This is a genomic window from Brucella rhizosphaerae, assembly GCF_002252475.1.
Classification (GTDB): Bacteria; Pseudomonadota; Alphaproteobacteria; order Rhizobiales; family Rhizobiaceae; genus Brucella; species Brucella rhizosphaerae.
In genome coordinates this window covers 47711-70780 of the sequence record NZ_NNRK01000025.1, presented here as the reverse complement: position 1 = coordinate 70780, position 23070 = coordinate 47711, and the positions used below count along the sequence as shown (strand labels likewise).

Sequence of the window (23070 nt, the reverse complement as noted above, 5' to 3'; positions counted from 1 at the left end):
ACGCATAATCTTATCCGAAAAGTCGAACAACTTTTCGGGATCATGCTTTAGTGACCGACCGTGGACTCGCCCGAGGCGGCCATGATCTTTTCCTTGGATACATCGGAGCCGAATTCGGCCGAGATGCGTCCACGGTGCATAACGATGATACGATGAGCGATGCTGAGGCATTCCCCGACTTCAGAAGTCGTGTAGACGACCGCAAGGCCGTCCTTGGCCTTTTCAGCCAGCAGCTTAAACACTTCAGCCTTCGCACCAATGTCGATACCGCGGCTTGGCTCGTCCAGCAGAATGACCTTTGGCTCAGTCGCCAGCATTTTGCCGATAACGACCTTCTGCTGGTTGCCGCCTGAGAGCGAGCCGATTGCGGCGTCACCACCATCCGTCTTGATGTGGACGTTCTTGATCGACTGCTCGACGATGTTCTTTTCACGCTTCGTTGAGGTGAAAAGGCCTTTCGTCATTTCGCCAATGCTTGCGAGTGAGAGGTTCCGGCCAACCGTCATGGTCTGCACCAGGCCGTCGCGCTGACGATCTTCCGGGACCAGAACCAGGCCCCTGTCGATGCGCTGTGCAATCGTGAGGCCAGCCACATCCTGTCCCTTGAGAAGAATGTTACCGGAACTCGCCTTGAGACGTCCTGCAACAGTTTCGAGCAGCTCGGTACGACCGGCGCCCATCAGGCCATAGATGCAAACGATCTCACCGGCACGAACTTCTAGCGACATATTATCAACAAGTGCGAAATCGCCGCCTGTTGGGTCCTGAACCGTGAGGTTTTCAACCGAAAGCGCAACATCGCCCCATTCGTAACCGGTCGGAGGCGAACCGAGATCGAAGTTCTCACCAACCATGTTGCGAACGATCCATTCCAGATCAATCTCAGCACGTGGAGCATAAGCCGTCATTGCCCCATCACGCAGGACCACTGCATGATCAGTGATTTGCAGGGCTTCTTCGAGATGGTGCGAGATGTAAACAATTGCCACGCCACGCGCCGTCAGATCACGAATGACCTTGAACAGCACTTCCACTTCCGATGCACTGAGCGCCGAAGTCGGCTCATCCATAATCAGAATGCGGGAATTGACCGAAAGCGCACGCGCGATTTCGACAACCTGCTGCTGCCCCAGACGAAGCTCTTCGACCGGCGTAAGCGGATCGATATCTTCTTCAAGTTCTGCCAGAAGTTCACGGGTCAGGCGTTCTTCTTCCGCAAAATTGACGCCCGTTGCACCGCGAATTTCGCGACCCATGAAGATGTTGTCGCGCACATTCATATTGGGCGCGAGGCTCAGTTCCTGGTGGATAATCGAAATGCCGCGATCGCGTGCTTCGGACGAAGAATTGAACGAAACCGGTTCGCCATCCAGAATAATCGTGCCCGATGTCGGCTGAATAACGCCCGACAGAACCTTCATCAACGTCGACTTGCCAGCACCATTTTCGCCAAAAAGCGTGGTGACCTGACCGCGACGGATTTCGAAATTCACGCCCTTCAGGGCATGAATGCGGCCATAGGCCTTGGCAACATCATGCGCGCTTAAAACGACGTCGCCATGCTTGCCTTCAATTTTGGTCTGAAGGGTCATTTTACTTCAAACCCCACCGGCGTAACCAGCCAGTTCTTCGGATTGACCAGCTTGAAAACACCTGTCACCGAAACGGTTTTGCCAACGAGATTGTTGACGTCAACACCTTCGAGAACCTGCTTTTTCATCTCATTGTTGAGTGCAGAACCGGCGTTCTGGAATTCGATCTGATTCTTGAACTGACCGAACTCGATGGTGCCCGTCGCATCGCGCAGATCGGTGCCATTTACAGCAGGACCAGTCTGGACGCGAATTGCCATGCCTTCAGGGAAACCATCAACCTTGATGACATTATAATTGGACTTGCGCTCTTCAACGGTGCCCGTGAACTTGATCGAAATGACCGGGTTCACACTGCCAACACCATATTTCTTGCCGGCTGCATCCTTGTCAGCAGCAAGTGCTGTGCCAACTTCAACAGCATCGGCCGCACGCTCTTCAACGCTTGCCTTGACTTTCGGAAATTCCGCAGCGCCATAGGCTTCAGGGGAAAAGACCTGCTGGCGCACATCGGCATCAGAACCGATCGTCACGACCTTGGTATCAAATCCAATTGCACCGACAACCACAACCGCCGCGACCACACTCCAAAGGACTGTGCGGTTCAGCTTGGCTGGCTTCTGTGAAACTTGATTAGCTTGTGTACTCATAATCAAACGCCTTCAGCAAATTCTGCCGGATTGTCGTTGTAAATAACGGATTACGCGGCTGAACTTACACCGCTTGTAGACTGCACCCGCGATCAGGAACCCGGCCAGCAAAAGCTAAACGGATTTTCGCACAGGCGGCCATGGGAGTGAGAAATTTAATCATAACGATCCTCCACATAGTTCCCTGGCTCCGACCCTCCGCGCAGCATGGAAACAGATGCGCCGCAACCATATGCTATGATAGCGGCATGTTATCAACTTCAATAATCATGTTATAAACACCAATATCTGTCAATCAGCTGTTTTTGAAACTCGCCCCGTTTCACACATTTGCGGGCCAAAAACTCACAATAACACCCGGGAATCTATCGTCAAAAGACGGGCTTCAATGATGAGCATCTCCAAACAGTCCTGTTTCCATAGAATTTTTGCCGCACGACGTGTTTCTATATTTAGTGTTTAAAAACAATTATATAACTTTCATATATCCCATAGCCATCGTCGTTATGTCGACTAAACCCTATAAGAATGAGTGAGGTCAGGGGCCGAAACTTTCACAGCAATCACCTTTTGGTGAAAAAAAATGCTTACCCACGAAAATTTTACAGACAGTTCGATATCGTTATGTTATCTCGATCATACGCAATAGCTCTTTTTCATTAAACAAGAGCCGCGAGCGACAGATTATAGTCGCGGGAGGAATCCAAATGTCCCTGAATGAGCACTTTGGGAAAGCGTATTTCAGTCATGCGTGGTAAGGGTGATATAATCATCGGTATCGACGCGGGCACATCCGTCGTCAAGGCAGTGGCGTTCGATCTTAGCGGTCGTCAACTGGAATCGGCGGCTGTCCGCAATACTTATGCAACCGGCGAACATGGTGCCGCGACACAGTCCTTGTCCCAGACATGGGAAGATTGCGCCAAAGCTCTGCGCGGTCTTGCAGACAAAATTCCAAACTTAAGCGCGCGTACCGCCGCCATTTCCGTCACTGGTCAGGGTGATGGCACATGGCTTGTGGGACGCGATAATAAGCCGGTCGGTGACGCCTGGATCTGGCTCGACGCTCGTGCTGCCAATACCGTTACAAAACTTGCAGCAGGCCCGATGAACCGCGCGCGCTTTGAAGCGACCGGAACCGGCCTTAATACCTGCCAGCAAGGCACTCAAATGGCACATATGGACAGTTTCGTACCGGAACTGCTCGATAATGCCGAAGTCGCTCTTCACTGTAAGGACTGGCTTTACCTCAACCTCACCGGCGTCCGTGCCACAGATCCTTCGGAGGCCAGTTTCACATTCGGCAATTACCGCAATCGTCAGTATGACGATGTGGTTATTGAAGCGCTCGGCCTGAAAAAGCGCCGTGGTCTGCTGCCCGAAATCGTGGACGGCACTCTGACGCAGCATCCGTTATCCCCCGAAGCGGCAGCTGCGACTGGTCTTCTGGCCGGTACGCCGGTGAGTCTCGGCTATGTCGATATGGTCATGACGGCACTTGGCGCAGGCGTTTATTGCGGCACCGCAGATGCCGGCTGCTCGACTATCGGATCGACGGGCGTGCATATGCGCGCAAAGCCTGTTGCCGACATTCAATTGAACGCCGAAGGCACGGGTTATGTGATTGCGCTGCCAATCCCGGGTATTGTCACCCAGGTTCAGACCAATATGGGCGCAACGATCAATATCGACTGGATTTTGCAAATTGCAGCCGATCTCATGTCGACAGCAGACAAAAAAGTCAGCTTAAACGATCTGATTCCTCGCCTCGATGAGTGGTTCAATATGAGCCGCCCCGGCGCGTTGCTTTATCATCCTTATATTTCCGAAGCCGGAGAACGCGGACCTTTCGTCAACGCTTTTGCACGTGCAGGCTTTATCGGCCTTTCGAGCCGCGACCGTTTCCCCGAACTGGTGCGTTCGGTCGTTGAAGGTCTCGGCATGGCAACACGCGATTGTTACGCGGCCATGGGCGGCATGCCAGCGGAACTGCGTCTGACAGGTGGTGCCGCTCGTTCACGTGCGCTTCGCAGCACGCTTTCCGCAGCCGTCAATGCGCCCGTTCGTGTTTCATCGCGTGAAGAAGCAGGCGCTGCAGGTGCTGCAATGATGGCCGCTGTCGCTATCGGCGCTTATCCAACCATGGATGATTGCATCGCCGAATGGGTCGCACCTCTGCTGGGAGCGGGCGAAGCCCCCGATGCTGCGCAGGCACAGCGCTATGAAGAGCTTTTCACCGCCTATAAGGACGCCCGACTAGCCTTGGCGCCCATCTGGGACAAGCTTGCAGCCGACAGATAATTAGACAATCGGCTGCAATTACATATTATTTTGCCGGAGTGCCGGCATCCGAAGGAGCATGAGATGGCTGAACCGGAAACCTACGATCTGTTTGTGATTGGCGGCGGTATCAATGGCGCGGGCGTGGCTCGCGATGCGGCAGGGCGCGGCCTCAAGGTTGTGCTGGCGGAAAAAGACGATCTCGCGGAAGGCACCTCGTCACGCTCCGGCAAGCTTGTACATGGCGGCCTGCGCTATCTCGAATATTACGAATTCCGTCTGGTTCGCGAAGCTTTGATCGAGCGCGAAGTTCTGTTGAACGCCGCACCACATATCATCTGGCCGATGCGCTTTGTGCTGCCGCACAGCCCGCAGGATCGTCCGGCATGGTTGGTGCGTCTTGGCTTGTTCCTTTACGATCATCTCGGCGGCCGCAAGAAGTTGCCCGGAACCCGCACGCTTGATCTGAAGCGCGACCCGGAAGGCACGCCGATCCTTGATCAATATACCAAGGGCTTTGAATATTCCGACTGCTGGGTGGATGATGCCCGTCTCGTCGTGCTCAATGCTGTGGGCGCGGCTGAAAAAGGCGCGACCATTCTGACCCGTACGCCGGTTACCTCCGCACGTCGCGAAAAGGGCGGTTGGATTGTTGAAACCAAGAACCGCGACACCGGCGAAGTTCGCAGTTTCCGCGCCCGCTGCATCGTCAATTGCGCAGGCCCTTGGGTCACAGACGTTATCACCAATGTGGCTGGCTCCAATTCCTCGCGCAATGTGCGTCTGGTCAAAGGCAGCCATATCATCGTGCCAAAATTCTGGTCGGGTGCGAATGCCTATCTGGTTCAGAACCACGACAAGCGCGTGATCTTCATTAATCCATATGAAGGCGACAAAGCACTCATCGGTACCACTGATATTGCTTACGAAGGCCGTGCCGAAGACGTGAGCGCGGATGAGAAAGAAATCGATTACCTGCTCACCGCTGTGAACCGCTATTTCAAGGAAAAGCTGCGTCGCGAAGACGTTCTGCATAGCTTCTCTGGCGTGCGTCCGCTGTTTGACGATGGCAAGGGCAACCCTTCCGCCGTTACACGCGACTATGTTTTCGATCTTGATGAGACCAACGATGCTCCTTTGCTGAACGTCTTTGGTGGCAAGATCACCACATTCCGCGAGCTCGCAGAGCGCGGTATGCATCGCCTCAAGCACATTTTCCCGAAAATGGGTGGCGACTGGACGCATGATGCACCATTGCCAGGTGGCGAAATTCCAAATGCGGATTATGAAACCTTCGCCAACAGCCTGCGAGACAGCTATCCATGGATGCCGCGCAAGCTCGTCCAGCATTATGGACGCCTCTATGGTGCGCGTACGAAGGATATCGTGGCTGGAGTTACTGATCTCAGCGGACTTGGACAACACTTCGGCGGCAATCTCTATGAGGCCGAAGTCCGTTATCTCGTTTCAAAAGAATGGGCGAAAACTGCGAACGACATTCTCTATCGCCGCACCAAGCATTATCTGCACCTGACTGAAGCGGAACGCGCTGCTTTCATCGCATGGTTCGACAACGCTAAAGTTTCTGCTTGAGGTTATCATGGCTCTGACATTATCGCTGAATACCAATCCGCTTGTGAACCGCTTTGCAGAGCCGGATGACCTGATCGAAACCGTTGCGCGCGATCTGCGCCTGCGCGATCTGCAGCTCACCCATGAGTTCATCAATCCGAGCTGGCAAGCTTCGACCATCCGCCGCCTCACCCGCGATATGGACAAGGCGTTACAGCGCACTGGCGTTCGCGTGACTTCTGGCATGACCGGCCCATATGGACGTCTGAACCATTTCGGCCACCCGGATGCGGAAGTGCGTCGCTATTATATCGACTGGTTCAAGACATTTGCCGATATCATTGGTGATCTCGGTGGCAAGTCGGTCGGCACGCAGTTCGCCATTTTTACTTACAAGGATTTTGACAATCCTGAACGCCGTGAAGAGCTTATCAAGATCGCTATCGACTGCTGGGCTGACGTTGCTGAACATGCGAGCGGCGCTGGTCTTGAATATGTTTTCTGGGAGCCGATGAGCATCGGCCGCGAATTTGGTGACACGATTGCTGAGAGCATCAAGCTTCAGGATCGACTGACTGCAGCCAATATGACCATCCCGATGTGGATGATGGCCGATATCGACCATGGCGATGTGACCTCGTCCAACCCGGATGATTTCGATCCCTATGCATGGGCGCGTGCAGTGCCTACAATATCGCCGATCATTCACATCAAGCAGAGCCTCATGGATAAGGGTGGGCATCGTCCTTTCACCGCCGCGTTCAACGCAAAGGGTCGCATTCAGCCGGAGCCGCTACTCAAGGCTTTTGCGGACGGCGGAGCGCAAGACAATGAAATCTGTCTTGAGCTCTCCTTTAAGGAACGCGAGCCCAATGATCGTGAAGTTATTCCACAGATCGCGGAAAGTGTGGCCTTCTGGGCACCACACATTGACACGGGCGCCGCGGACCTGAAGATATAAGCATAGGAAAAATATAAAGAATCGGGAGCAGGCGACGCGAGATGGCAGATTCAGACGATTCCCTGGCCCTTCGTGCAGCCTGGCTCCACTTTGTCGCGGGCATGACACAGTCGGCGGTTGCCAAGCGGCTTGGACTCCCGTCCGTGAAGGCACACCGCCTCATCGCCAAGGCGGTTGCCGATGGTGCGGTCAAAGTGACGATCGACGGCGACATCACTGAATGTATTGATCTCGAAAATCGGCTCGCTGAAAAATATAATCTCGAATACTGCGAAGTGACACCCGATCTCGGTGAAGAAGCCTTACCGCTGCTATCACTCGGCAATGCCGGTGCGGAATTTCTGCGTCGTGAAATCGAGCACGGTGATCACGAAGTGATCGGGCTTGGACACGGTCGCACGCTTTCGGCAGCGGTCAACCATATGCCGCGCGTTGGTGCTAAAGATTTGCAGTTCGTATCGCTGCTTGGTGGTCTTACCCGAAACTTTGCTGCCAACCCGCATGACGTGATGCATCGAATTGCCGAGAAGACAGGCAGGCCGGCCTATGTGATGCCGGTGCCATTCTTTGCCAACACAGCAGAAGACCGCGAAGTGCTGCTGGCGCAAAAGGGTGTGACCAGCGTTTTCGAAATGGGGTGCCGTGCAGAGCTGAAAATCGTCGGTATCGGCACAGTCGATGCCCATGCCCAGCTTGTCACCTCCGGGGTAATAGAACTCTCCGAAGTGGAAGAGATCGCCCATTTGGGTGGCGTAGGCGAAATGCTCGGTCACTTCTTCGATGCAAATGGAACCAGGCTTGAAACAGGACTGACTGCCCGCACCATCGCCGCTTCCGTAGAAAATGCTGATATGAGCCGCATCATCGGTCTTGCCGGTGGTCTTTCGAAGGCAGAAGCTATTCGCGCCGTCCTGAAAAGCGGCCGTTTATATGGCCTGATCACGGATGAGCGCACTGCTAAGGTTCTTTTGTCATAAGAAACAGTGCGCGACGCTCCAATCAACAAAATATCACAAAATAACATTTTATATGGATTGTTTTGTGATTTTGTGATTTAAGTTTGTGCGATAAACAAACATGCTCTGAGATCGGAAACGCCGTGAAGCGCGATGACAGAAGACAAGCGATCATAAATCTGCTGATTGAAAATCATGCAGTCGATCTCGATGATCTTGCAGAACGCTTTGCGGTCTCCAAAATGACCATTCACCGTGATCTGGATTCGCTTGAAGAGTCTGGCGTGCTGCGCAAAGTGCGCGGCGGTGCAACCATGGATGCAGGTTCTCAGTTTGAGAGCGATTTTCGTTTTCGTGTGCAGCAGGACAATGAAGCCAAGATTGAGATGGGCCGCGCAGCACTGGAACTGATTGAGCCCGGCATGACCGTCATGATCAATGACGGATCAACGGCTGCGGTGCTTGGCAGCATGCTGATCGAGAAGCGCCCGTTGACGGTTATCACCAACAATGCCGTCATCATCGATACACTCAAGGGCGAAGGCGGAATTAATCTGATCGCACTTGGCGGTGTTTTTTCTGCCAAATTTAACGCTTTCTTCGGTCTGTTGACCGAAGAAGCTCTATCCAAGCTCAGCGCAGATATTGCGTTCATTTCGGCACCGGCGGTCAATGGACGGCTCGTTTATCACATGGATGAAAGCGTCGTTCGCACCAAGCGCGCAATGACCGCATCAGCAACCCGCACCTGCCTGCTGGTTAATCATCAGCGCTTCCGCCGCACCGCCCTGCATGTGATGGCGGACCTTGCAGATTTCGATGCCATCATCACGGACAAATCGCCGGGAGACAAAATTCTGGCCGATCTGGAGCTCGCGGGCATCAAGCTGACAATAGCAGACTAAAGCAAAGACTTTAAGCGCACTCCCAGCGCATAAACACGAAAAGAAAGAGCATTCGAGCATGTCCAAATTCGGGGCCAAATTCTGGGTAGGTACGAGCTGGAAAATGAACAAAACGCTGGCTGAAGCCCGTGTTTTTGCGACTGCACTAAAAGACGCCGACGCCGGTCGTTCTGCTGACATTCAGCGCTTCGTTATTCCACCTTTTACCTATGTTCGCGAAGTGAAGGAAATTTTGTCCGACACATCCGTCAAGGTTGGCGCGCAGAACATGCACTGGGCTGATCAGGGCGCATGGACCGGCGAAATCTCGCCGCTGATGCTGAAAGATTGCAATCTCGACATCGTTGAACTCGGTCATTCCGAGCGTCGCGCACATTTTGGCGAGACCAATGAAACGGTTGGCCTCAAGGTCGAAGCAGCCGTTCGTCACGGCCTGATCCCGCTTATCTGCATTGGCGAGACGCTGGAAGATCGTGAAAGCGGTCGTGCCGCGGAAGTGCTTGCAGAAGAAGTGCGCGGCGCACTTTCCAAGCTGTCCGACGAGCAGAAAAAAGCTGAAATCCTCTTCGCCTATGAACCAGTATGGGCAATTGGCGAAAACGGCATCCCTGCCTCCGCCGATTATGCCGATGCCCGCCAGGCTGAAATCATTGCTGTCGCGGAAGGCATCCTTGGCCGCCGCGTACCGTGCCTCTATGGCGGCTCGGTCAATCCCGACAATTGCGAAGAACTTATCGCCTGTCCGCATATCGATGGCCTGTTCATTGGCCGTTCGGCATGGAACGTGGAAGGCTATCTCGACATTCTGGACAAGTGCGCCAGAAAGATTCAGGCCGATTAAAGCACCTTCGATCTGATCATATCAGATCAGCGCTCTAATCATTTATTTTTACTGCGCATCTTATCCGAAAGCCGTTTCACACTTTTCGGGATGCGCTCTTCAGGAGCAATATCATGAAAGTAGCAGTAGCAGGCGATAGCGCCGGTGAAGGTCTGGCCAAGGTTCTTGCCGACCATCTCAAGGACCGCTTTGAAGTGTCCGAAATCTCCCGCACGGACGCTGGCGCAGATGCATTCTACGCCACCCTCTCGGATCGCGTAGCATCCGCAGTTCTCGATGGCACCTATGACCGTGCAATTCTCGTTTGCGGTACCGGCATCGGTGTTTGCATTGCAGCCAACAAGGTTCCGGGCATTCGCGCAGCGCTGACGCATGACACCTATTCGGCGGAGCGCGCAGCACTGTCGAACAACGCGCAGATCATCACCATGGGCGCACGCGTTATCGGTTCGGAAGTTGCAAAGACCATTGCTGACGCATTCCTTGCTCAGACGTTTGACGAAAACGGTCGTTCGGCTGGCAATGTTGATGCGATCAACGAAGTCGACGCCAAGTACAACAAGGCCTGATTGTCTGAGCTCAGGCAGCCCCCGAAAAGTTTACAAACTTTCGGACAAGCCGATGCTTCAAAACAGAAAAAGCGGAGGGGTATCCTCCGCTTTTTTATTGCAACTATTGTTAAAACTTAGCTGAACTTCGGGTCCAGCGAACCGTCGCTATAACGCTTTGCCATATCCGAAAGTGGGATCGGACGAATTGACGAAGCATGTCCAGCGGTGCCGAACTGCTCAAAACGATCCTTGCAGAGCTTGGTCATCGCAGCCATTGCTGGCTTGAGATATTTGCGTGGATCAAATTCGCTTGGATCTTCCTGCAACACGCGGCGGATCTGACCTGTCAGCGCCATGCGGTTGTCAGTGTCGATGTTGATCTTGCGCACGCCATGCTTGATACCGCGCTGGATTTCTTCAACAGGCACACCCCAGGTCGGCTTCATCTTGCCGCCGTACTTGTTGATGATTTCCTGCAGCTCTTCCGGCACCGACGACGAACCATGCATGACAAGATGCGTGTTCGGCAGCTTCCGATGGATTTCTTCGATCACGTTCATGGCCAGCACAGAACCGTCTGGCTTGCGGCTGAACTTATAGGCACCATGCGATGTGCCCATGGCGATTGCCAGCGCATCAACCTTGGTTTCGCGCACGAATTTCACAGCTTCATCCGGATCGGTGAGAAGCTGGTCATGCGAAAGCTGGCCTTCAGCGCCGTGGCCATCTTCCGCTTCACCCATGCCGGTTTCGAGCGAGCCGAGAACGCCCAGTTCCCCTTCGACCGAAATGCCACCAAGATGCGACATCTCGCTGACCTGACGCGTGACCGAAACATTATAGTCCCAATCGGCTGGGGTTTTACCATCAGCCTTGAGCGAGCCGTCCATCATGACGGACGTAAAGCCGGCCTGAATTGCAGTCATGCAAGTGGCAGCTTCATTGCCGTGATCAAGATGAACGCAAACTGGAATATGCGGATAGATTTCCGTCACAGCATCCATCATGTGACGCAGCATGATATCATTTGCGTAGGAACGCGCACCGCGCGAGGCCTGCAGGATCACCGGCGCATCAGCAGCATCCGCCGCTTCCATGATGGCGAGCGCCTGTTCCATGTTGTTGATGTTAAATGCCGGAACGCCATAGCTGTGTTCAGCAGCATGGTCGAGCAATTGCCGCAGCGTAATACGCGCCATTGTAGTTGTCTCCTAATTAGTTGCGCGAACGCGCGTAATACTCACCGAGAACGTCAACTTCTTCCGCGACGCCAAACACCAGCGCGCTGCGCTCGTGATAGGTTTCCGGAACGATATCGAGGATCGGTGTGGTGCCATTGGTCGCCTTGCCGCCAGCCTGCTGGCTGAGGAAAGCAATCGGATTGGCTTCATAAACGAGGCGCAAACGGCCCTTTTCGTAACCGGGGCGTGCATCGTCTACGTAGAAGAAGATACCGCCACGCTGCATGATGCGATGCATGTCGCCGACAGCTGCACCCAACCAGCGCATGTTGAAACCGCGTCCGCGTGGACCATCCTTGCCCTTGAAGGCGTCATCGACATAGGCTTTCATGCCAGCCGACAAGTGGTGATAAACGGAAGCGTTGAATGCGAGATCAGATGTACGCTCTGGCAGAGTAATGTTCTTGCGCGTGATCTGGAAAATGCCGCTGACCGGATCAAGCGTCGCGAAGATAACGCCGTCACCAACCGACAATGCGAGATCGACCGAATTGCCAAAAGATACATAGCCCGCAGCAATCTGACGATTGCCTGGCTGAAGGAAGGGCTCAGGCATATCTGCAGGCAGGATCGAAAAAATGGTGCCAAGCGGTGCGCCAAGACCGACATTGCCGGAGCCATCGAGCGGATCGATTGCAACAGCAACCAGACCATCGGCCTTGCCTGGAACCGGCAAATCAGCTTCTTCGGACAGCACCGATGCAGCACCTGCAGCAATCAGCAATTCAACGAAGAGATTGTGCGAACCGACATCAATGCTCTTCTGCTGATCCTGATCGCTGTTAACACCAACCAGCTTGCCCGGATCGCCGGGAAGCGAACCACGGGCGATGCGGCCAGCAAGGCGGCCCGATCCTGCTAGAATGGCCTTGATTGAGTTGCTTGTCGCAAGACGTAAGCTGTCCTGACCGGCCCAGTTATCGAGATATTCCCCGACGGCCTGAGCGTCGACGCGGTCACTATCACCAGCCAGAACCAGCGGCGCAAAATTTCCTGCCATCGTCATTCGCCCTGCTCCTGAAGAAGAAACAGTTGCAGCACAATGGAAGCGGGGGAAACGGAATTCATTTACTGGCAATCTCCATGCGGATGTCTTCAAGACACGCCCGATAGTGGGCCGAGACACGGAGGACGTAACACCGTTCTGATATCATCACAATGATGTGGATAACATTATAACGATTTAAATGTGATATTATGTTTTAAAATGATGTTACTTACGGATAAGCTACGTCATCTCCGCACTCGATAAGCATGCAAAATGCTGTGGCGAGTCGGAGGCTGGCCTCTTCCAAGGCCGCCTTCCTCTTTAAAATTGGTGCTTTATAAGATTGTGAGCGCGGTAACGCTCAGACGATAAATGCAGCAGGCCTATTTCAGCCCTGCTTTTTCTTATCAGGATCAAAAGTCACAAAGAAGCGAAAGGCCGACCAAAGGCCCAGCGCGCCAAACAACATGGCCCAACCGACGCTGCCCATCCAAATCTCGAATGCGGCCCAGGCAAAACAGCTTCCTGAGATCAATACCCGGGTCCATAAAGGTCGAAATCGCGGGTCATCAAACTCAAACATTGTCCAGCCTTGCTACGGTCTTACATCTCCGCCACATGGCTCCGGAGAATTTTCGCCATATTTAACCAGTTTATGAGCGTCTCGTAAGCCCTGCATGTTCAATTCGACTGATATTTTGTGATTTTAAGCGGATTGTATCTTCCGTCCCCGAACCAGTCGGAAGCACAGCTATCGCTCAATGTGGTGATGAGCAATCACGCCGCTTCAGCGCGCGGAGCCATCGCGCCAGTCATCAGAGCCACGGCATCCGACATCGAATATTCCTTGGGATCAACCACCGTCAGACGACGCCCAAGCCGGTGGATATGGATGCGGTCCGCCACCTCAAACACATGCGGCATGTTATGTGAAATCAGCACAATAGGCATGCCGCGCGCCTTCACATCCTGAATAAGCTCCAGAACCCGGCGCGATTCCTTGACGCCGAGAGCAGCTGTCGGCTCATCCATGATAATGACCTTGGACCCAAATGCCGCGGCGCGCGCAACCGCAACGCCTTGCCGTTGTCCGCCTGATAGCGTTTCCACGGCCTGACCGATGTTTTGAATGGTCGTCAGTCCCAGTTCCGAGAGCTTCTCACGAGCAATCTTTTCCATTGCACCACGATCCAGCATCCGCAGCCATGAGCCAAGCGGCCCTTTGCGGCGGATTTCACGCCCAAGAAAGAGATTATCGGCAATCGAAAGGGCCGGAGACAGAGCAAGGTTCTGATACACCGTCTCGATGCCTGCCTTGCGCGCTTCCATTGGCGAGTGGAAGCTCACCGGTTTTCCATCCAGCATGATTTCACCTTCATCAGGACGAACCGCGCCCGACAAAGCCTTTATGAGCGAAGATTTACCCGCGCCGTTATCGCCAATAATGGCAAGAACCTCTCCCGGATAAAGATCAAAATCGGCATGATCGAGGGCAGTGACACGGCCATAGCGCTTGACCAGACCACGTGCAGAAAGAACGGGCGTAACTGAGGGTTTCATGCGGCAGCCTTTCTGATCCACTGGTCGATTGCAACAGCGGCGATAATGAGAACGCCGATCAGGAGATATGTCCATTGTGGGTCTGTACCCCACAGGCGCAGGCCGAGTGAGAAGACACCAACGATCAAAGCACCAAACATTGTGCCCAGAATAGACCCGCGTCCACCAAAGAGCGATATTCCACCAATCACCACGGCGGTGATAGATTCAATATTCGCAAACTGACCGGAAGTCGGTGATACAGAGCCAAGTCGCCCGATCATAGCCCAGCCAGCAAGCGCGCAGATGAGCCCGGCGAGAATATAGACTGACATCAGGATCGGCTTGACCGAAACGCCCGATAGTTTTGCCGCTTCCGGATCATCGCCAATAGCGTAAACATGTCGTCCCCAAGCGGTGTGGTTCAAAACAAACCACAGCAGCAAGACCAGAAGGACCATGGCGATAACGCCATAGGTAAAGACAGCACCACCAAAGCGAATACTCTCGCCAAAGAACTGCAGGATCGGTGCCTCGGCGGAAATTTCCTGGGCGCGAATAGTTTCATTCGCCGAATAGAGGAAATTGGTAGCGAGGATCACCTGCCACATGCCCAAGGTGACGATAAAGGGAGGCAGTCGAACATATGCGATCAAAAAACCATTGATAAAGCCGCATAGTGCACCGGTCGCAAAGCCAAACAGAATTGAGAGTTCGGCAGGCAAACCATAGCGAAATGTAAATTGTCCCATCACGACTGACGACAGTACCATGATAGCACCGACAGAAAGATCGATACCTGCAGTCAGGATGACCAGTGTTTGCGCTGCCGCCACGATGCCGGTTATCGCAACCTGTTGCAGAATGAGTGTCAGTGCAAAGGCGGAAAAGAATTTGCCACCAAGCGTAATGCCAAATACCAGCAACGAAATCACCAGCACGATCAGTGGCACAGCCGCTGGATTTTGATGCAGAAAACTGCGGAGACGATAGAGCACTGAACTATCGCCAGTATCGAAGGATGCAACATCGCTCGCACTTCGCGACAATGTATTTTCATACTCCTGCATCGATGGCTTTACGGGGGCGGATGTCGCCTCTGGCTCACTCATGTCAGTCTCCTGCTGTCTGGTGCAAGAGCACCCGGCAAAAACTGCCGGATGCAAGGGTTGAAAGCATTGCCTACAAAAGTGCGCAGCAGTTTTGCATCAGATAATGCGTAGAACAAACAATCAGAGCACCTCTTATGGTTAGTCAAAACCCGAAGCGCTCCGAGCTGCTAGCCCCAGCACTTTCCCAAAGCCGTTTTGGTGTCGATCGACTCCACACCTTCTACAGGTTTGTCAGTGACCAGCGCCACGCCGGTATCAACAAAAGTCTTGCCCTCAGTCGGCTTGGGCTTTTCGCCAGTATCAGCGAACTTCTTGATCGCTTCGATGCCAAGGGCCGCCATCTGCAATGGATATTGCTGCGATGTGGCGCCGATCACTCCGGCTTCAACGTTTTTGACGCCGGGGCAACCACCGTCGATCGAAACAATCAGAACGTCTTTTTCACGTCCCACTGCCTTCAATGCTTCATAAGCACCAGCGGCAGCTGGCTCGTTGATCGTGTGGACGACATTGACGGTCGGATCTTTCTGAAGAAGGTTTTCCATGGCGCGACGCCCACCTTCTTCATTACCATCTGTAAGATCACGGCCGACGATCCTTGGATCATCTTCATCGCCGAGTTTGGTCTTATCCTTCGGGTCAATGCCGAAGCCGACCGCAAAGCCCTGATCGCGCAGAACATCCACACTCGGCTGCGATGCTGTGAGATTAAGGAAGGCAACACGTGCATCCTTGACCTTATCGCCAAGCGTTGCTGCGGCCCATTTGCCAACCAGCTCGCCTGCAAGGAAATTGTCAGTCGCGAAAGTCGCATCAGCCGCATCGGCTGGTTCCAGAGGCGTATCCAGCGCAATGATCAGCGCACCTGCATCGCGCGCTTTTTGCAGCGATGGCACAATACCCTTTGTATCGGATGCGGTGATCAGAATGCCCTTGGCACCATCTGCAATACAGGTTTCAATAGCAGCAACCTGACTTTCAGAATCGCCATCAATCTTGCCAGCATAGGTCTTGAGATTGACGCCAAGTTCCTTGGCTTTGGCAATCGCACCCTCTTTCATCTTAACGAAAAAAGGATTGGTGTCGGTCTTGGTGATCAGGCACGCGCCAACGTCAGCGGCATTGGCTGGCCCGACTGCGGAAGCGGCAACGCCAAGCGTAAAGGCAGCAAATGCTGCCGAGAGAACTGTCTTCTTCATGAACTCCTCCCAGAGTGAAACCGGTTCCTCTTCCCCCGGTATACCCAAAGCAAAACACGGCTTCTCGATAGAGTCAATTAATAAATCCACTTGATTTATTAATCTGCTGTGCCACTCTCTGACTGGTAGATTGAATTTTGCCGATCTGCTTTGCGGACGCCATCAGAACCTAAGTTAATGTTTTTATTTAATATGTTCTACAAAAGAGGGCTTTTTCTGCTGCATCGAATGAGATAGGCCAATCGACGTTAGAGCGTGTCCCTCAAAAGAGGAAACCGGTTTTGGGAGACATGTGTACAAACAAAAAGCTAACGCGTGACATTGCGCTTTAGAATATGCGGGACCTGGGAGAGGATATGGTCAGGCACAATTCAGAACGTGGTTCTGACCAACGCGGCGGACCAGCCGCGGCAGGCGCCGCCATGCCGCAATTTGCAGAACCCGGAGCCAGCATCAATCGCGGTTCCAATCAGATTGGCGTGCGCGCCTATAATGAGCGCCTCGTTCTGGCGCTCGTGCGTCGACATGGTTCGATGGCACGCGTGGATATCGCCCGCAAGACGGGTCTGTCAGCGCAGACGATTTCGGTCATCATTCGTGAGCTGGAAAAGGACGGTCTCATCACGCAGGGCGAACGTGTACGTGGTCGGGTCGGGCAGCCTTCCATGCCCATGCGGCTTGCCGCAGATGGTGTCTTTTCGTTTGGGCTTAAGATCGGACGACGCAGCGCCGAAATCATACTGATGGATTTTCTGGGTGAAATCCGTCAACGCCGCCACATCACTTATCGCTGGCCTGTACCGGATCAGATCCGCCAGTTTGCATTCGACAGTATCGAAGCATTTACTGCCGCGCTCGACCCAGGTAAGCGTGAACGAATTGCCGGACTTGGCATTGCACTGCCTTTTGAACTCTGGAATTGGGTAGAGGAAGTGGGCGCACCTGCCGCCGATATGAATGCTTGGCTTGATGCCGATCTGATCAACAATTTCGGCTCCGCCCTACCCTTTCCTGTTTATCTGCAGAATGACGGAACAGCCGCATGTGGCGCGGAACTGACATTCGGACGTGGGCCTGAGTTTACCGATTTCGTCTATTTCTCCATCGGGTCTTTCATTGGTGGTGGCGTTGTTTTGAATAACACGCTCTATCCCGGGCGCACGGGCAATGCAGGCGCACTCGGCTCTATGCCAATGCGTATGCGTGGAACTGATGACGCCCGCGAAACCATGCAGCTGATCGACACCGCGTCGCTCTTTGTGCTCGAACGTATGTTGCAGGAGAACAATATCTCTTCCGATGATCTCTGGCTTTCACCAGAGCACTGGTCGAATTTCGGCCCTTTGCTTGATGAATGGATTGCGTTGGCCGCGCGTGGGTTGGCTCATGCTGCTGTTGCAGCGACTGCCGTTATTGATTTCCCGGCGGCTATTATCGATGGCTGGCTGCCAGAAAGCGTTCGTCATCGCATCGTAGAGGCAACGAAACTTGAACTTGCCCGCATTGACCTGCAAGGCCTCTCCGCTCCGGAAATCGTAGAAGGAAAAGTTGGCGTTCATGGCAAAGCAATGGGCGCTGCCAGTCTCCCTCTTTCGCACCGCTATCTCTTCGATCAGAGCGTTCTTTTCAAAGATGGATCCTGAATTCTGCATATGGTGCTGCCTGTAACTGGCAGCACCATAGTCGGACGCAAAAATCAGAATGAACGCTGGAAGCGCACTTTCAAACCAAGCGCATCCTGGCCATCAAGCGAGGTGCGCTTGTTGTTCCATTGAACGTAAGTGAGTTCTGGCGTGATGTTGAAACCTGGCACCAGAGCATAGCTGACATTGCCAGTAGCCATCAGAGTTTCACTGGCATCATAACCAACCTGCAGATTGAGTTTTGCCTTCTCCGTCGCCTGATAGGCCAGGCCACCCCACAAAGCCCAATCACCACCCCAGGTACCGTAGAAGCTGTCTACAATACGATAGACTTCGCCATTCGCATTGGCTTTGTAGTGGTCATCATTGGATTTATAGGCAAACTGCGACCACAACGAGAACTTGTCGTTCACTTTGAGATCGACTTTTACCTTGCCTGCCCATTCTTCATTGCGAGCATCATAGGCAGCGACGCCAGTTATGCTGCCCCATGATTGCGCGTATTTCAGACCACCAACCACATGCGGCATATAATCGTCGATTGTTACATCAACATCCGCATCGGTATTCCCCCCCTGTTCGAGCGACAGGGTTGCAGAAAAGCCCTCTTTATTCTTGTAGGTATAGCTGATCAGATTGGTGCGGTAGCCACCTGCGAGAATGACGTCATCATTGAGCACATTGCCCAGATAATCCGTGAATGTCACGAACGCCGATTGGTCAAGACCAACGCGCAGACCACCAAGCTCAATAAAGCCCAAACGCAGAGAGCCCGACGATGAAGAGTCTGCTCCATTATACCACTGGTAACGCACTTCAGTGACCGTCTTGAGTGTACCGAGTTCGGTTTCAGTGCCGGTAAAAGTACGAAACGTAAAGCGGGTCAGCTGTGCATAAGTGTCCATATCTCTGGTGCTTGGAACGCGCGCATAAGCATTGTCGCCGCCGCTTACATCATAACGGACATAACCGGCAAATCGCAGACAGGTTTCCGTACCTGGAATATAGAAATACCCTTTGCCATAAGCATCACAAACGCGAACATATTCAACAGCTTCAGGCTCTGGAGCAACAATGGTGTCAGCCGCCGATGCCACTTGTGACATTGCCAGCACTGTGACTGATGCAGCTAGAATTTTCTTCATGTGAGTAGTGTCCCCTTTATTTTTGACAATAGGAGTTTTTCGGCGGAAAGAGACTTTCCGTCGTTCTGAGAACAAGCTGTCGGAACTCGCTAAAACCGGCCGCCCGCTATGGCTGTGAATGCTGGGTATTCGACTAAATGTGATGGCACATTGCGTTCCATCACAAACTCAAAACCCCCACTTACTTTTCTAAAGCTTGCAGTGACGCGCCATCATTTCGGCCACATCATCGCGCCCCTCTTCACGCAGCTTTTTGACGGCAGCACTCATATCCGCCGATCGCTCGTCCTGACCGAGCTTGAACTTGATCTCCAGCTTCTCAATAGGCATCTCATAGCCGACGATATTGGGCAGACGGCGCTCAAGGCCACCGGGGCCCAGTTCCTTCATTTGCCAGGGCTTATCGCGCCCCTTTTCCATATGTTTGACGAGTTCGTGGAGATGTTTCGCAGTCGCCGCTTCCGACAATATTTTCGGTGTTCCGTGAATGTGAGCAACCATGAAACTCCATGTCGGCGCACTGTCTCTTTCCGGATAACCGGGATACCAGGATGAGGAAACATAGTGACCAGCGTCCATCAGGATTGCGATAGACGGCAGTCCGCGTTTTAGAAACTCAACATGATCATTGGATGCTGCAACATGTGAAACAAGTGTACCGCTCTCGCCTCTTGTTCTATCCATCATGAAGATCGGATGTGAAATTGCGACACCGCCCTCATGGCTGGTGATCAAAGTGCCGAGCACCGTTCTGTCAACAAGATCGAAAACTTCGTTCATGTCGGCCGGCTGGAAATAGGGCTTTGTATAGAGCATCGTTTGTCTCTTGGTTTCAGGCGTGAATTGCGGGTAGTCGATCAGACCATGGGCACATGGCTTCCAATTGGCCCGCGAGTTCAAATAACAGGTTGTCCGCCCCGTAAGGTGCAATGAACTGGCTGCCAACAGGGAAGCCATCGGATGTTTCATTAAGTGGAACGCTCATCGCTGGCAGACCAGCGGCATTGACCGGGTGTGTGAAAGCTGTGAGTTCCAGAAACTGCCGAACAAAGACTTCCCAGTCAGGCGAGCGCACGTCGAGCATTCCAAGCGGAAAGGATGCAACCGGCATAACCGGGCTTAGCACCACATCGCATCCTTCAAAAAGACGACCGAAACTGCGCGCCGTGCTGTTTGCCGTCAAACGCGACTGAATGACTTCCGTTGCCGCCAAACTATCGCCATAGGTGGCTAGTCCAAGATTTGAAGGCTCGAAGTATCGATCATTGGCGGGCTTTGCCATCGTCGCAGCAACATCAGCCACTTCAATCGCTGTGTAGACAGCAATCAATTTTTTCACGGCATCTGCCAGTTGAGCACCGTCAAAATCTGGTTGAACGGAAACGACTTTGTGGCCAAGCTGTTCACACAACGCAATTGTCGCCTCGAGCGCTGTGGCAGCATGATCATCCAGATGTTCACGAAGAGCGGACTGCTGCCAAACCCCGATGCGCAGCTTACGCGGCACGGTTTTGGCACTTTCAACAAAGAGGTCAGTCTTTACCGGTGCAGCATAAAGTGAACCCGGCTCTAGCGCGTCTGTCAGATCGAGCATCATTGCGGAGTCGCGAACAGAACGCGTCAGCACGTGGTGGCTGACCATCCCGCCCCAGTTTTCCGTTGAAACTGGACCGCATGGGACACGCCCACGCGATGGACGAAGTCCGAAAAGCCCGCTGCAGGATGCAGGAATACGGATCGAACCCGCTCCGTCATTACCGTAGGCCACCGGCACCATACGTGCCGCAACCGCTGCCGCCGCACCGCCAGATGACCCCCCAATGCTTCGCTGAACGTCCCATGGATTAAGCGCTGGACCGTGCAGAGAGGATTCCGTTGCAATATTGCAGGAAAACTCAGGCAGATTGGTCTTTCCCACAACGACCAGACCCGCAGCCTTGTAGCGCTTGACCAGTTCATGATCGCGCTGCGAAATATTGCCTTCAGCCGCCCGGCAACCAAAAGACATGGCCGCCCCTTCATAGGAAGGGCAATCATCCTTCAGCAAAACCGGAACACCACTGAGCGGCCCTTCCGGCAGTGCTTTAAGCTGTTCTTCGGCCTGATCGCGCATCTCGTGGATGACTGCGTTGAGCTGAGGATTGCAGCGATCAATTGCTGCAAATGCTTCCTGAACGGCTTCGCGCGGCGACAGAATTTTGGCGCGAATGGCCTCTCCCAGACCAACCGCGTCGGTCCGGGTATAATCAAACGATGTAGACGTCATGAGACTATCCTGATGTGCTAAGCTTTAGAAACGGAGCGTGTCACTGCGCCTTGCTAACCGTCCAGAAACGGCCCGTGTCGCCAGCCCAGCCCTTATAATCATTCACTTTTGGGCCAGATGCGGTGATAGAAGGCAGATTGACGAGGCCAAGGATCGGCACCTGCTCGGCCATCAGTTTGTTAAGTTCGCTGAAGAGCTTTTTGCGCTCCTCAACATCGCTCGTGACTGAAACCTGTTTGAGAAGTTCTTCTGCCTTGGCGTCATCCCACTGGCGTGCAGCGTCGACCTTCTTGTCACCGATCATCGACTGGAAAGACAACAACGGATCGAGACGTGCGGAATAAGCGAAGACTGCAAGTTCGTATGCACCACGACGATATTGATCGAGCTGTGTCGCCCAATCACGCACTTCGAGCTGCGCATTGATACCAGATCCCGCGAGGAATGCCTGAATGATGGTGGCGACCTGCACACGGTTCTGGCGGTTGGCAACCAGAAGACTGATCGACTCGCCCTTGTATCCAGCCTTGGTCAGCAGTTCCTGTGCCTTGGCGGGATCATAAGCAGGCCAGGCCGCCGCCTGATTGTCGGAATAGATCGTATTTGGTGCGATGACCGACGGGTTCGGCGTATACATACCTTCACCAATAGCAGCAGCCAGCTGATTAAGGTCGATGGAATGCGCTATCGCCTGACGCATCTGTGGATCTTTGAGCTTGTCAGAAGCCGACTGGATCTGAAGCACCATCCATGCAAGTGTCTGCTGGACATTGACCTTCATGCCCTTCGCTTCCAGATCCTTGACGATAGTTGGCTCTACTTCATCGATGAAATCGATTTCACCTGAAAGCAAGCCATTCGTGCGTGTGCTTGCATCCGGAACAGTCATGAACTGAATGGTCTTTACGTGACCCTTTTTGTTGCCGGCCAAACCATCCGCTGCGCCAGATAGTGCTGCGTAATCGTCAAAACGGTTCAGGTCCAGAAAACGACCGCGTTCCCACTTGGAAAAGGCATAAGGACCAGTGCCAATCGGCTTTACAAACTTACCATCGGCATCAACGGATTCAGGGCTTAAAATCCATGGCGTGCACTGAATGGTCGCCATGGTGATGATGAAGTTTGGCGCAGGCGATGCGAAGTTGAAGCGCACAGTGCCGTCATCAACAGCTTCTATCGACTTCAATTCAGAATCCACTTTGCCGTTATAGCGGTTCACACACTGGAAACTCGTTTCAGGTTTAAGATAACGCTCGAAGTTCCAGACAACATCTTTGGCAGTCAGGTCTTTACCGTTCTGGAATTTCACACCCTTGCGCAATTTGAAATCATAGACCGTGTGATCAGCGTTTGCAGTCCAGCTTTCCGCCAGCATCGGCTTGATCGCCAGATCATCGCCATAGGCAACCAAACCCTCCACAATGTGCGCTACGACCAAATCGGCATTGGCGTCTCGGTTCACGCCCGGATTGATGCTTGCAACATCGGAGTGAAAGGCCACGCGTAAAGTCTCGTCATCTGCGGCTTTTGCCTGAAAGGATGTGGCACAGAGGCCAAGAAGCGCGATGCTGAACGCTGAGCGTAGTGAAGTTGGATTGAACATTTTGATTTCCCCTTTTTATTTTTGAT

General features: G+C 53.3%; 20 protein-coding genes. 8 read left to right on the top strand and 12 right to left on the bottom strand.

All coding sequences use genetic code 11. The annotated features are described in order from the left end of the window. Window positions 1-47: 47 nt before the first annotated feature. Window positions 48-1592: a sugar ABC transporter ATP-binding protein gene (locus tag CEV32_RS07880; RefSeq protein ID WP_094575958.1), complete on the bottom strand. Its 1545-nt coding sequence runs from the start codon at window positions 1590-1592 to the stop codon at window positions 48-50. Beyond that, window positions 1589-2242 (bottom strand): DUF2291 family protein, encoded by a 654-nt coding sequence (locus CEV32_RS07875; protein ID WP_094575955.1) that lies wholly within the window; start codon window positions 2240-2242, stop codon window positions 1589-1591. Before CEV32_RS07875 ends, CEV32_RS07880 begins: the two co-directional genes overlap by 4 nt. 747 nt (window positions 2243-2989) lie before the next feature. Here CEV32_RS07875 and CEV32_RS07870 point away from each other — a divergent pair. From CEV32_RS07870 to derI, 7 genes are all read left to right on the top strand, one after another. Further along, the gene (locus CEV32_RS07870) at window positions 2990-4543 is read left to right on the top strand and encodes an FGGY-family carbohydrate kinase (protein WP_094576469.1); all 1554 of its coding nucleotides are present in this window, start codon (window positions 2990-2992) and stop codon (window positions 4541-4543) included. Between the two features lie 63 nt (window positions 4544-4606). Beyond that, the gene (locus CEV32_RS07865) at window positions 4607-6115 is read left to right on the top strand and encodes a glycerol-3-phosphate dehydrogenase (RefSeq protein WP_094575951.1); all 1509 of its coding nucleotides are present in this window, start codon (window positions 4607-4609) and stop codon (window positions 6113-6115) included. A gap of 7 nt (window positions 6116-6122) precedes the next feature. Next, window positions 6123-7055: a TIM barrel protein gene (locus CEV32_RS07860; protein ID WP_094575948.1), complete on the top strand. Its 933-nt coding sequence runs from the start codon at window positions 6123-6125 to the stop codon at window positions 7053-7055. A gap of 41 nt (window positions 7056-7096) precedes the next feature. Beyond that, window positions 7097-8032: a sugar-binding transcriptional regulator gene (locus CEV32_RS07855; RefSeq protein ID WP_094575944.1), complete on the top strand. Its 936-nt coding sequence runs from the start codon at window positions 7097-7099 to the stop codon at window positions 8030-8032. 122 nt (window positions 8033-8154) lie between these two features. Beyond that, window positions 8155-8916 (top strand): DeoR/GlpR family DNA-binding transcription regulator, encoded by a 762-nt coding sequence (locus CEV32_RS07850; RefSeq protein WP_094575941.1) that lies wholly within the window; start codon window positions 8155-8157, stop codon window positions 8914-8916. Between the two features lie 58 nt (window positions 8917-8974). Then, the gene (locus CEV32_RS07845) at window positions 8975-9757 is read left to right on the top strand and encodes a triose-phosphate isomerase (protein WP_094575937.1); all 783 of its coding nucleotides are present in this window, start codon (window positions 8975-8977) and stop codon (window positions 9755-9757) included. A 113-nt stretch (window positions 9758-9870) separates the two neighbouring features. Beyond that, window positions 9871-10326, top strand: a complete 456-nt coding sequence (derI, locus tag CEV32_RS07840) for a D-erythrulose-4-phosphate isomerase (protein ID WP_094575935.1) — start codon at window positions 9871-9873, stop codon at window positions 10324-10326. A 116-nt stretch (window positions 10327-10442) separates the two neighbouring features. Here derI and fba read toward each other — a convergent pair whose 3' ends face one another. From fba to CEV32_RS07810, 6 genes are all read right to left on the bottom strand, one after another. Further along, entirely contained in the window at window positions 10443-11507 is a 1065-nt protein-coding gene (fba, locus tag CEV32_RS07835; RefSeq protein ID WP_094575932.1) for a class II fructose-bisphosphate aldolase, read from the bottom strand. Between the two features lie 16 nt (window positions 11508-11523). Then, the gene (locus tag CEV32_RS07830; protein ID WP_094575929.1) at window positions 11524-12555 is read right to left on the bottom strand and encodes a class 1 fructose-bisphosphatase; all 1032 of its coding nucleotides are present in this window, start codon (window positions 12553-12555) and stop codon (window positions 11524-11526) included. A 370-nt stretch (window positions 12556-12925) separates the two neighbouring features. After that, window positions 12926-13120: a hypothetical protein gene (locus CEV32_RS07825; RefSeq protein ID WP_094575927.1), complete on the bottom strand. Its 195-nt coding sequence runs from the start codon at window positions 13118-13120 to the stop codon at window positions 12926-12928. Between the two features lie 194 nt (window positions 13121-13314). Then, window positions 13315-14097: an ATP-binding cassette domain-containing protein gene (locus CEV32_RS07820; protein WP_094575924.1), complete on the bottom strand. Its 783-nt coding sequence runs from the start codon at window positions 14095-14097 to the stop codon at window positions 13315-13317. Continuing rightward, a complete protein-coding gene (locus CEV32_RS07815) occupies window positions 14094-15188 on the bottom strand; it encodes an ABC transporter permease (protein ID WP_094575921.1) in 1095 nt (364 codons plus the stop codon). The genes CEV32_RS07820 and CEV32_RS07815 overlap by 4 nt, the downstream gene beginning before the upstream one ends. 167 nt (window positions 15189-15355) lie before the next feature. Continuing rightward, window positions 15356-16387 carry a sugar ABC transporter substrate-binding protein gene (locus CEV32_RS07810; RefSeq protein WP_094575918.1) on the bottom strand — a complete coding sequence of 344 codons (1032 nt, stop codon included), beginning with the start codon at window positions 16385-16387 and terminating at the stop codon, window positions 15356-15358. A gap of 356 nt (window positions 16388-16743) precedes the next feature. On the opposite strand from CEV32_RS07810, the gene CEV32_RS07805 reads away from it, so the two are divergent. Then, window positions 16744-18030 (top strand): ROK family transcriptional regulator, encoded by a 1287-nt coding sequence (locus tag CEV32_RS07805; protein ID WP_094575915.1) that lies wholly within the window; start codon window positions 16744-16746, stop codon window positions 18028-18030. Window positions 18031-18083: 53 nt separating this feature from the next. Here CEV32_RS07805 and CEV32_RS07800 read toward each other — a convergent pair whose 3' ends face one another. The 4 genes from CEV32_RS07800 to CEV32_RS07785 form a co-directional block, all read right to left on the bottom strand. After that, window positions 18084-19175 carry a porin gene (locus tag CEV32_RS07800; protein WP_094575912.1) on the bottom strand — a complete coding sequence of 364 codons (1092 nt, stop codon included), beginning with the start codon at window positions 19173-19175 and terminating at the stop codon, window positions 18084-18086. 189 nt (window positions 19176-19364) lie between these two features. Then, complete coding sequence (locus CEV32_RS07795) at window positions 19365-19991, bottom strand: FMN-binding negative transcriptional regulator (protein WP_094575908.1); 627 nt, start codon at window positions 19989-19991, stop codon at window positions 19365-19367. A gap of 16 nt (window positions 19992-20007) precedes the next feature. Then, window positions 20008-21441 carry an amidase gene (locus tag CEV32_RS07790; protein WP_094575905.1) on the bottom strand — a complete coding sequence of 478 codons (1434 nt, stop codon included), beginning with the start codon at window positions 21439-21441 and terminating at the stop codon, window positions 20008-20010. 40 nt (window positions 21442-21481) lie between these two features. Beyond that, entirely contained in the window at window positions 21482-23044 is a 1563-nt protein-coding gene (locus CEV32_RS07785; protein ID WP_094575902.1) for an ABC transporter substrate-binding protein, read from the bottom strand. Window positions 23045-23070 lie beyond the last annotated feature (26 nt).

Excerpts from the sequence above, each read along its gene's own strand:
- CEV32_RS07845 (WP_094575937.1), top strand. The coding sequence starts at position 8,975 with ATGTCCAAATTCGGGGCCAAATTCTGGGTAGGTACGAGCTGGAAAATG.
- CEV32_RS07830 (WP_094575929.1), bottom strand. The coding sequence starts at position 12,555 with ATGACGATGGCAGGAAATTTTGCGCCGCTGGTTCTGGCTGGTGATAGT.
- CEV32_RS07870 (WP_094576469.1), top strand. The coding sequence starts at position 2,990 with ATGCGTGGTAAGGGTGATATAATCATCGGTATCGACGCGGGCACATCC.
- CEV32_RS07860 (WP_094575948.1), top strand. The coding sequence starts at position 6,123 with ATGGCTCTGACATTATCGCTGAATACCAATCCGCTTGTGAACCGCTTT.
- CEV32_RS07855 (WP_094575944.1), top strand. The coding sequence starts at position 7,097 with ATGGCAGATTCAGACGATTCCCTGGCCCTTCGTGCAGCCTGGCTCCAC.
- CEV32_RS07805 (WP_094575915.1), top strand. The coding sequence starts at position 16,744 with ATGGTCAGGCACAATTCAGAACGTGGTTCTGACCAACGCGGCGGACCA.
- CEV32_RS07785 (WP_094575902.1), bottom strand. The coding sequence starts at position 23,044 with ATGTTCAATCCAACTTCACTACGCTCAGCGTTCAGCATCGCGCTTCTT.
- CEV32_RS07880 (WP_094575958.1), bottom strand. The coding sequence starts at position 1,592 with ATGACCCTTCAGACCAAAATTGAAGGCAAGCATGGCGACGTCGTTTTA.
- CEV32_RS07825 (WP_094575927.1), bottom strand. The coding sequence starts at position 13,120 with ATGTTTGAGTTTGATGACCCGCGATTTCGACCTTTATGGACCCGGGTA.
- CEV32_RS07795 (WP_094575908.1), bottom strand. The coding sequence starts at position 19,991 with ATGCTCTATACAAAGCCCTATTTCCAGCCGGCCGACATGAACGAAGTT.
- CEV32_RS07865 (WP_094575951.1), top strand. The coding sequence starts at position 4,607 with ATGGCTGAACCGGAAACCTACGATCTGTTTGTGATTGGCGGCGGTATC.
- derI (WP_094575935.1), top strand. The coding sequence starts at position 9,871 with ATGAAAGTAGCAGTAGCAGGCGATAGCGCCGGTGAAGGTCTGGCCAAG.
- fba (WP_094575932.1), bottom strand. The coding sequence starts at position 11,507 with ATGGCGCGTATTACGCTGCGGCAATTGCTCGACCATGCTGCTGAACAC.
- CEV32_RS07815 (WP_094575921.1), bottom strand. The coding sequence starts at position 15,188 with ATGAGTGAGCCAGAGGCGACATCCGCCCCCGTAAAGCCATCGATGCAG.
- CEV32_RS07875 (WP_094575955.1), bottom strand. The coding sequence starts at position 2,242 with ATGAGTACACAAGCTAATCAAGTTTCACAGAAGCCAGCCAAGCTGAAC.
- CEV32_RS07810 (WP_094575918.1), bottom strand. The coding sequence starts at position 16,387 with ATGAAGAAGACAGTTCTCTCGGCAGCATTTGCTGCCTTTACGCTTGGC.
- CEV32_RS07820 (WP_094575924.1), bottom strand. The coding sequence starts at position 14,097 with ATGAAACCCTCAGTTACGCCCGTTCTTTCTGCACGTGGTCTGGTCAAG.
- CEV32_RS07800 (WP_094575912.1), bottom strand. The coding sequence starts at position 19,175 with ATGAAGAAAATTCTAGCTGCATCAGTCACAGTGCTGGCAATGTCACAA.
- CEV32_RS07790 (WP_094575905.1), bottom strand. The coding sequence starts at position 21,441 with ATGACGTCTACATCGTTTGATTATACCCGGACCGACGCGGTTGGTCTG.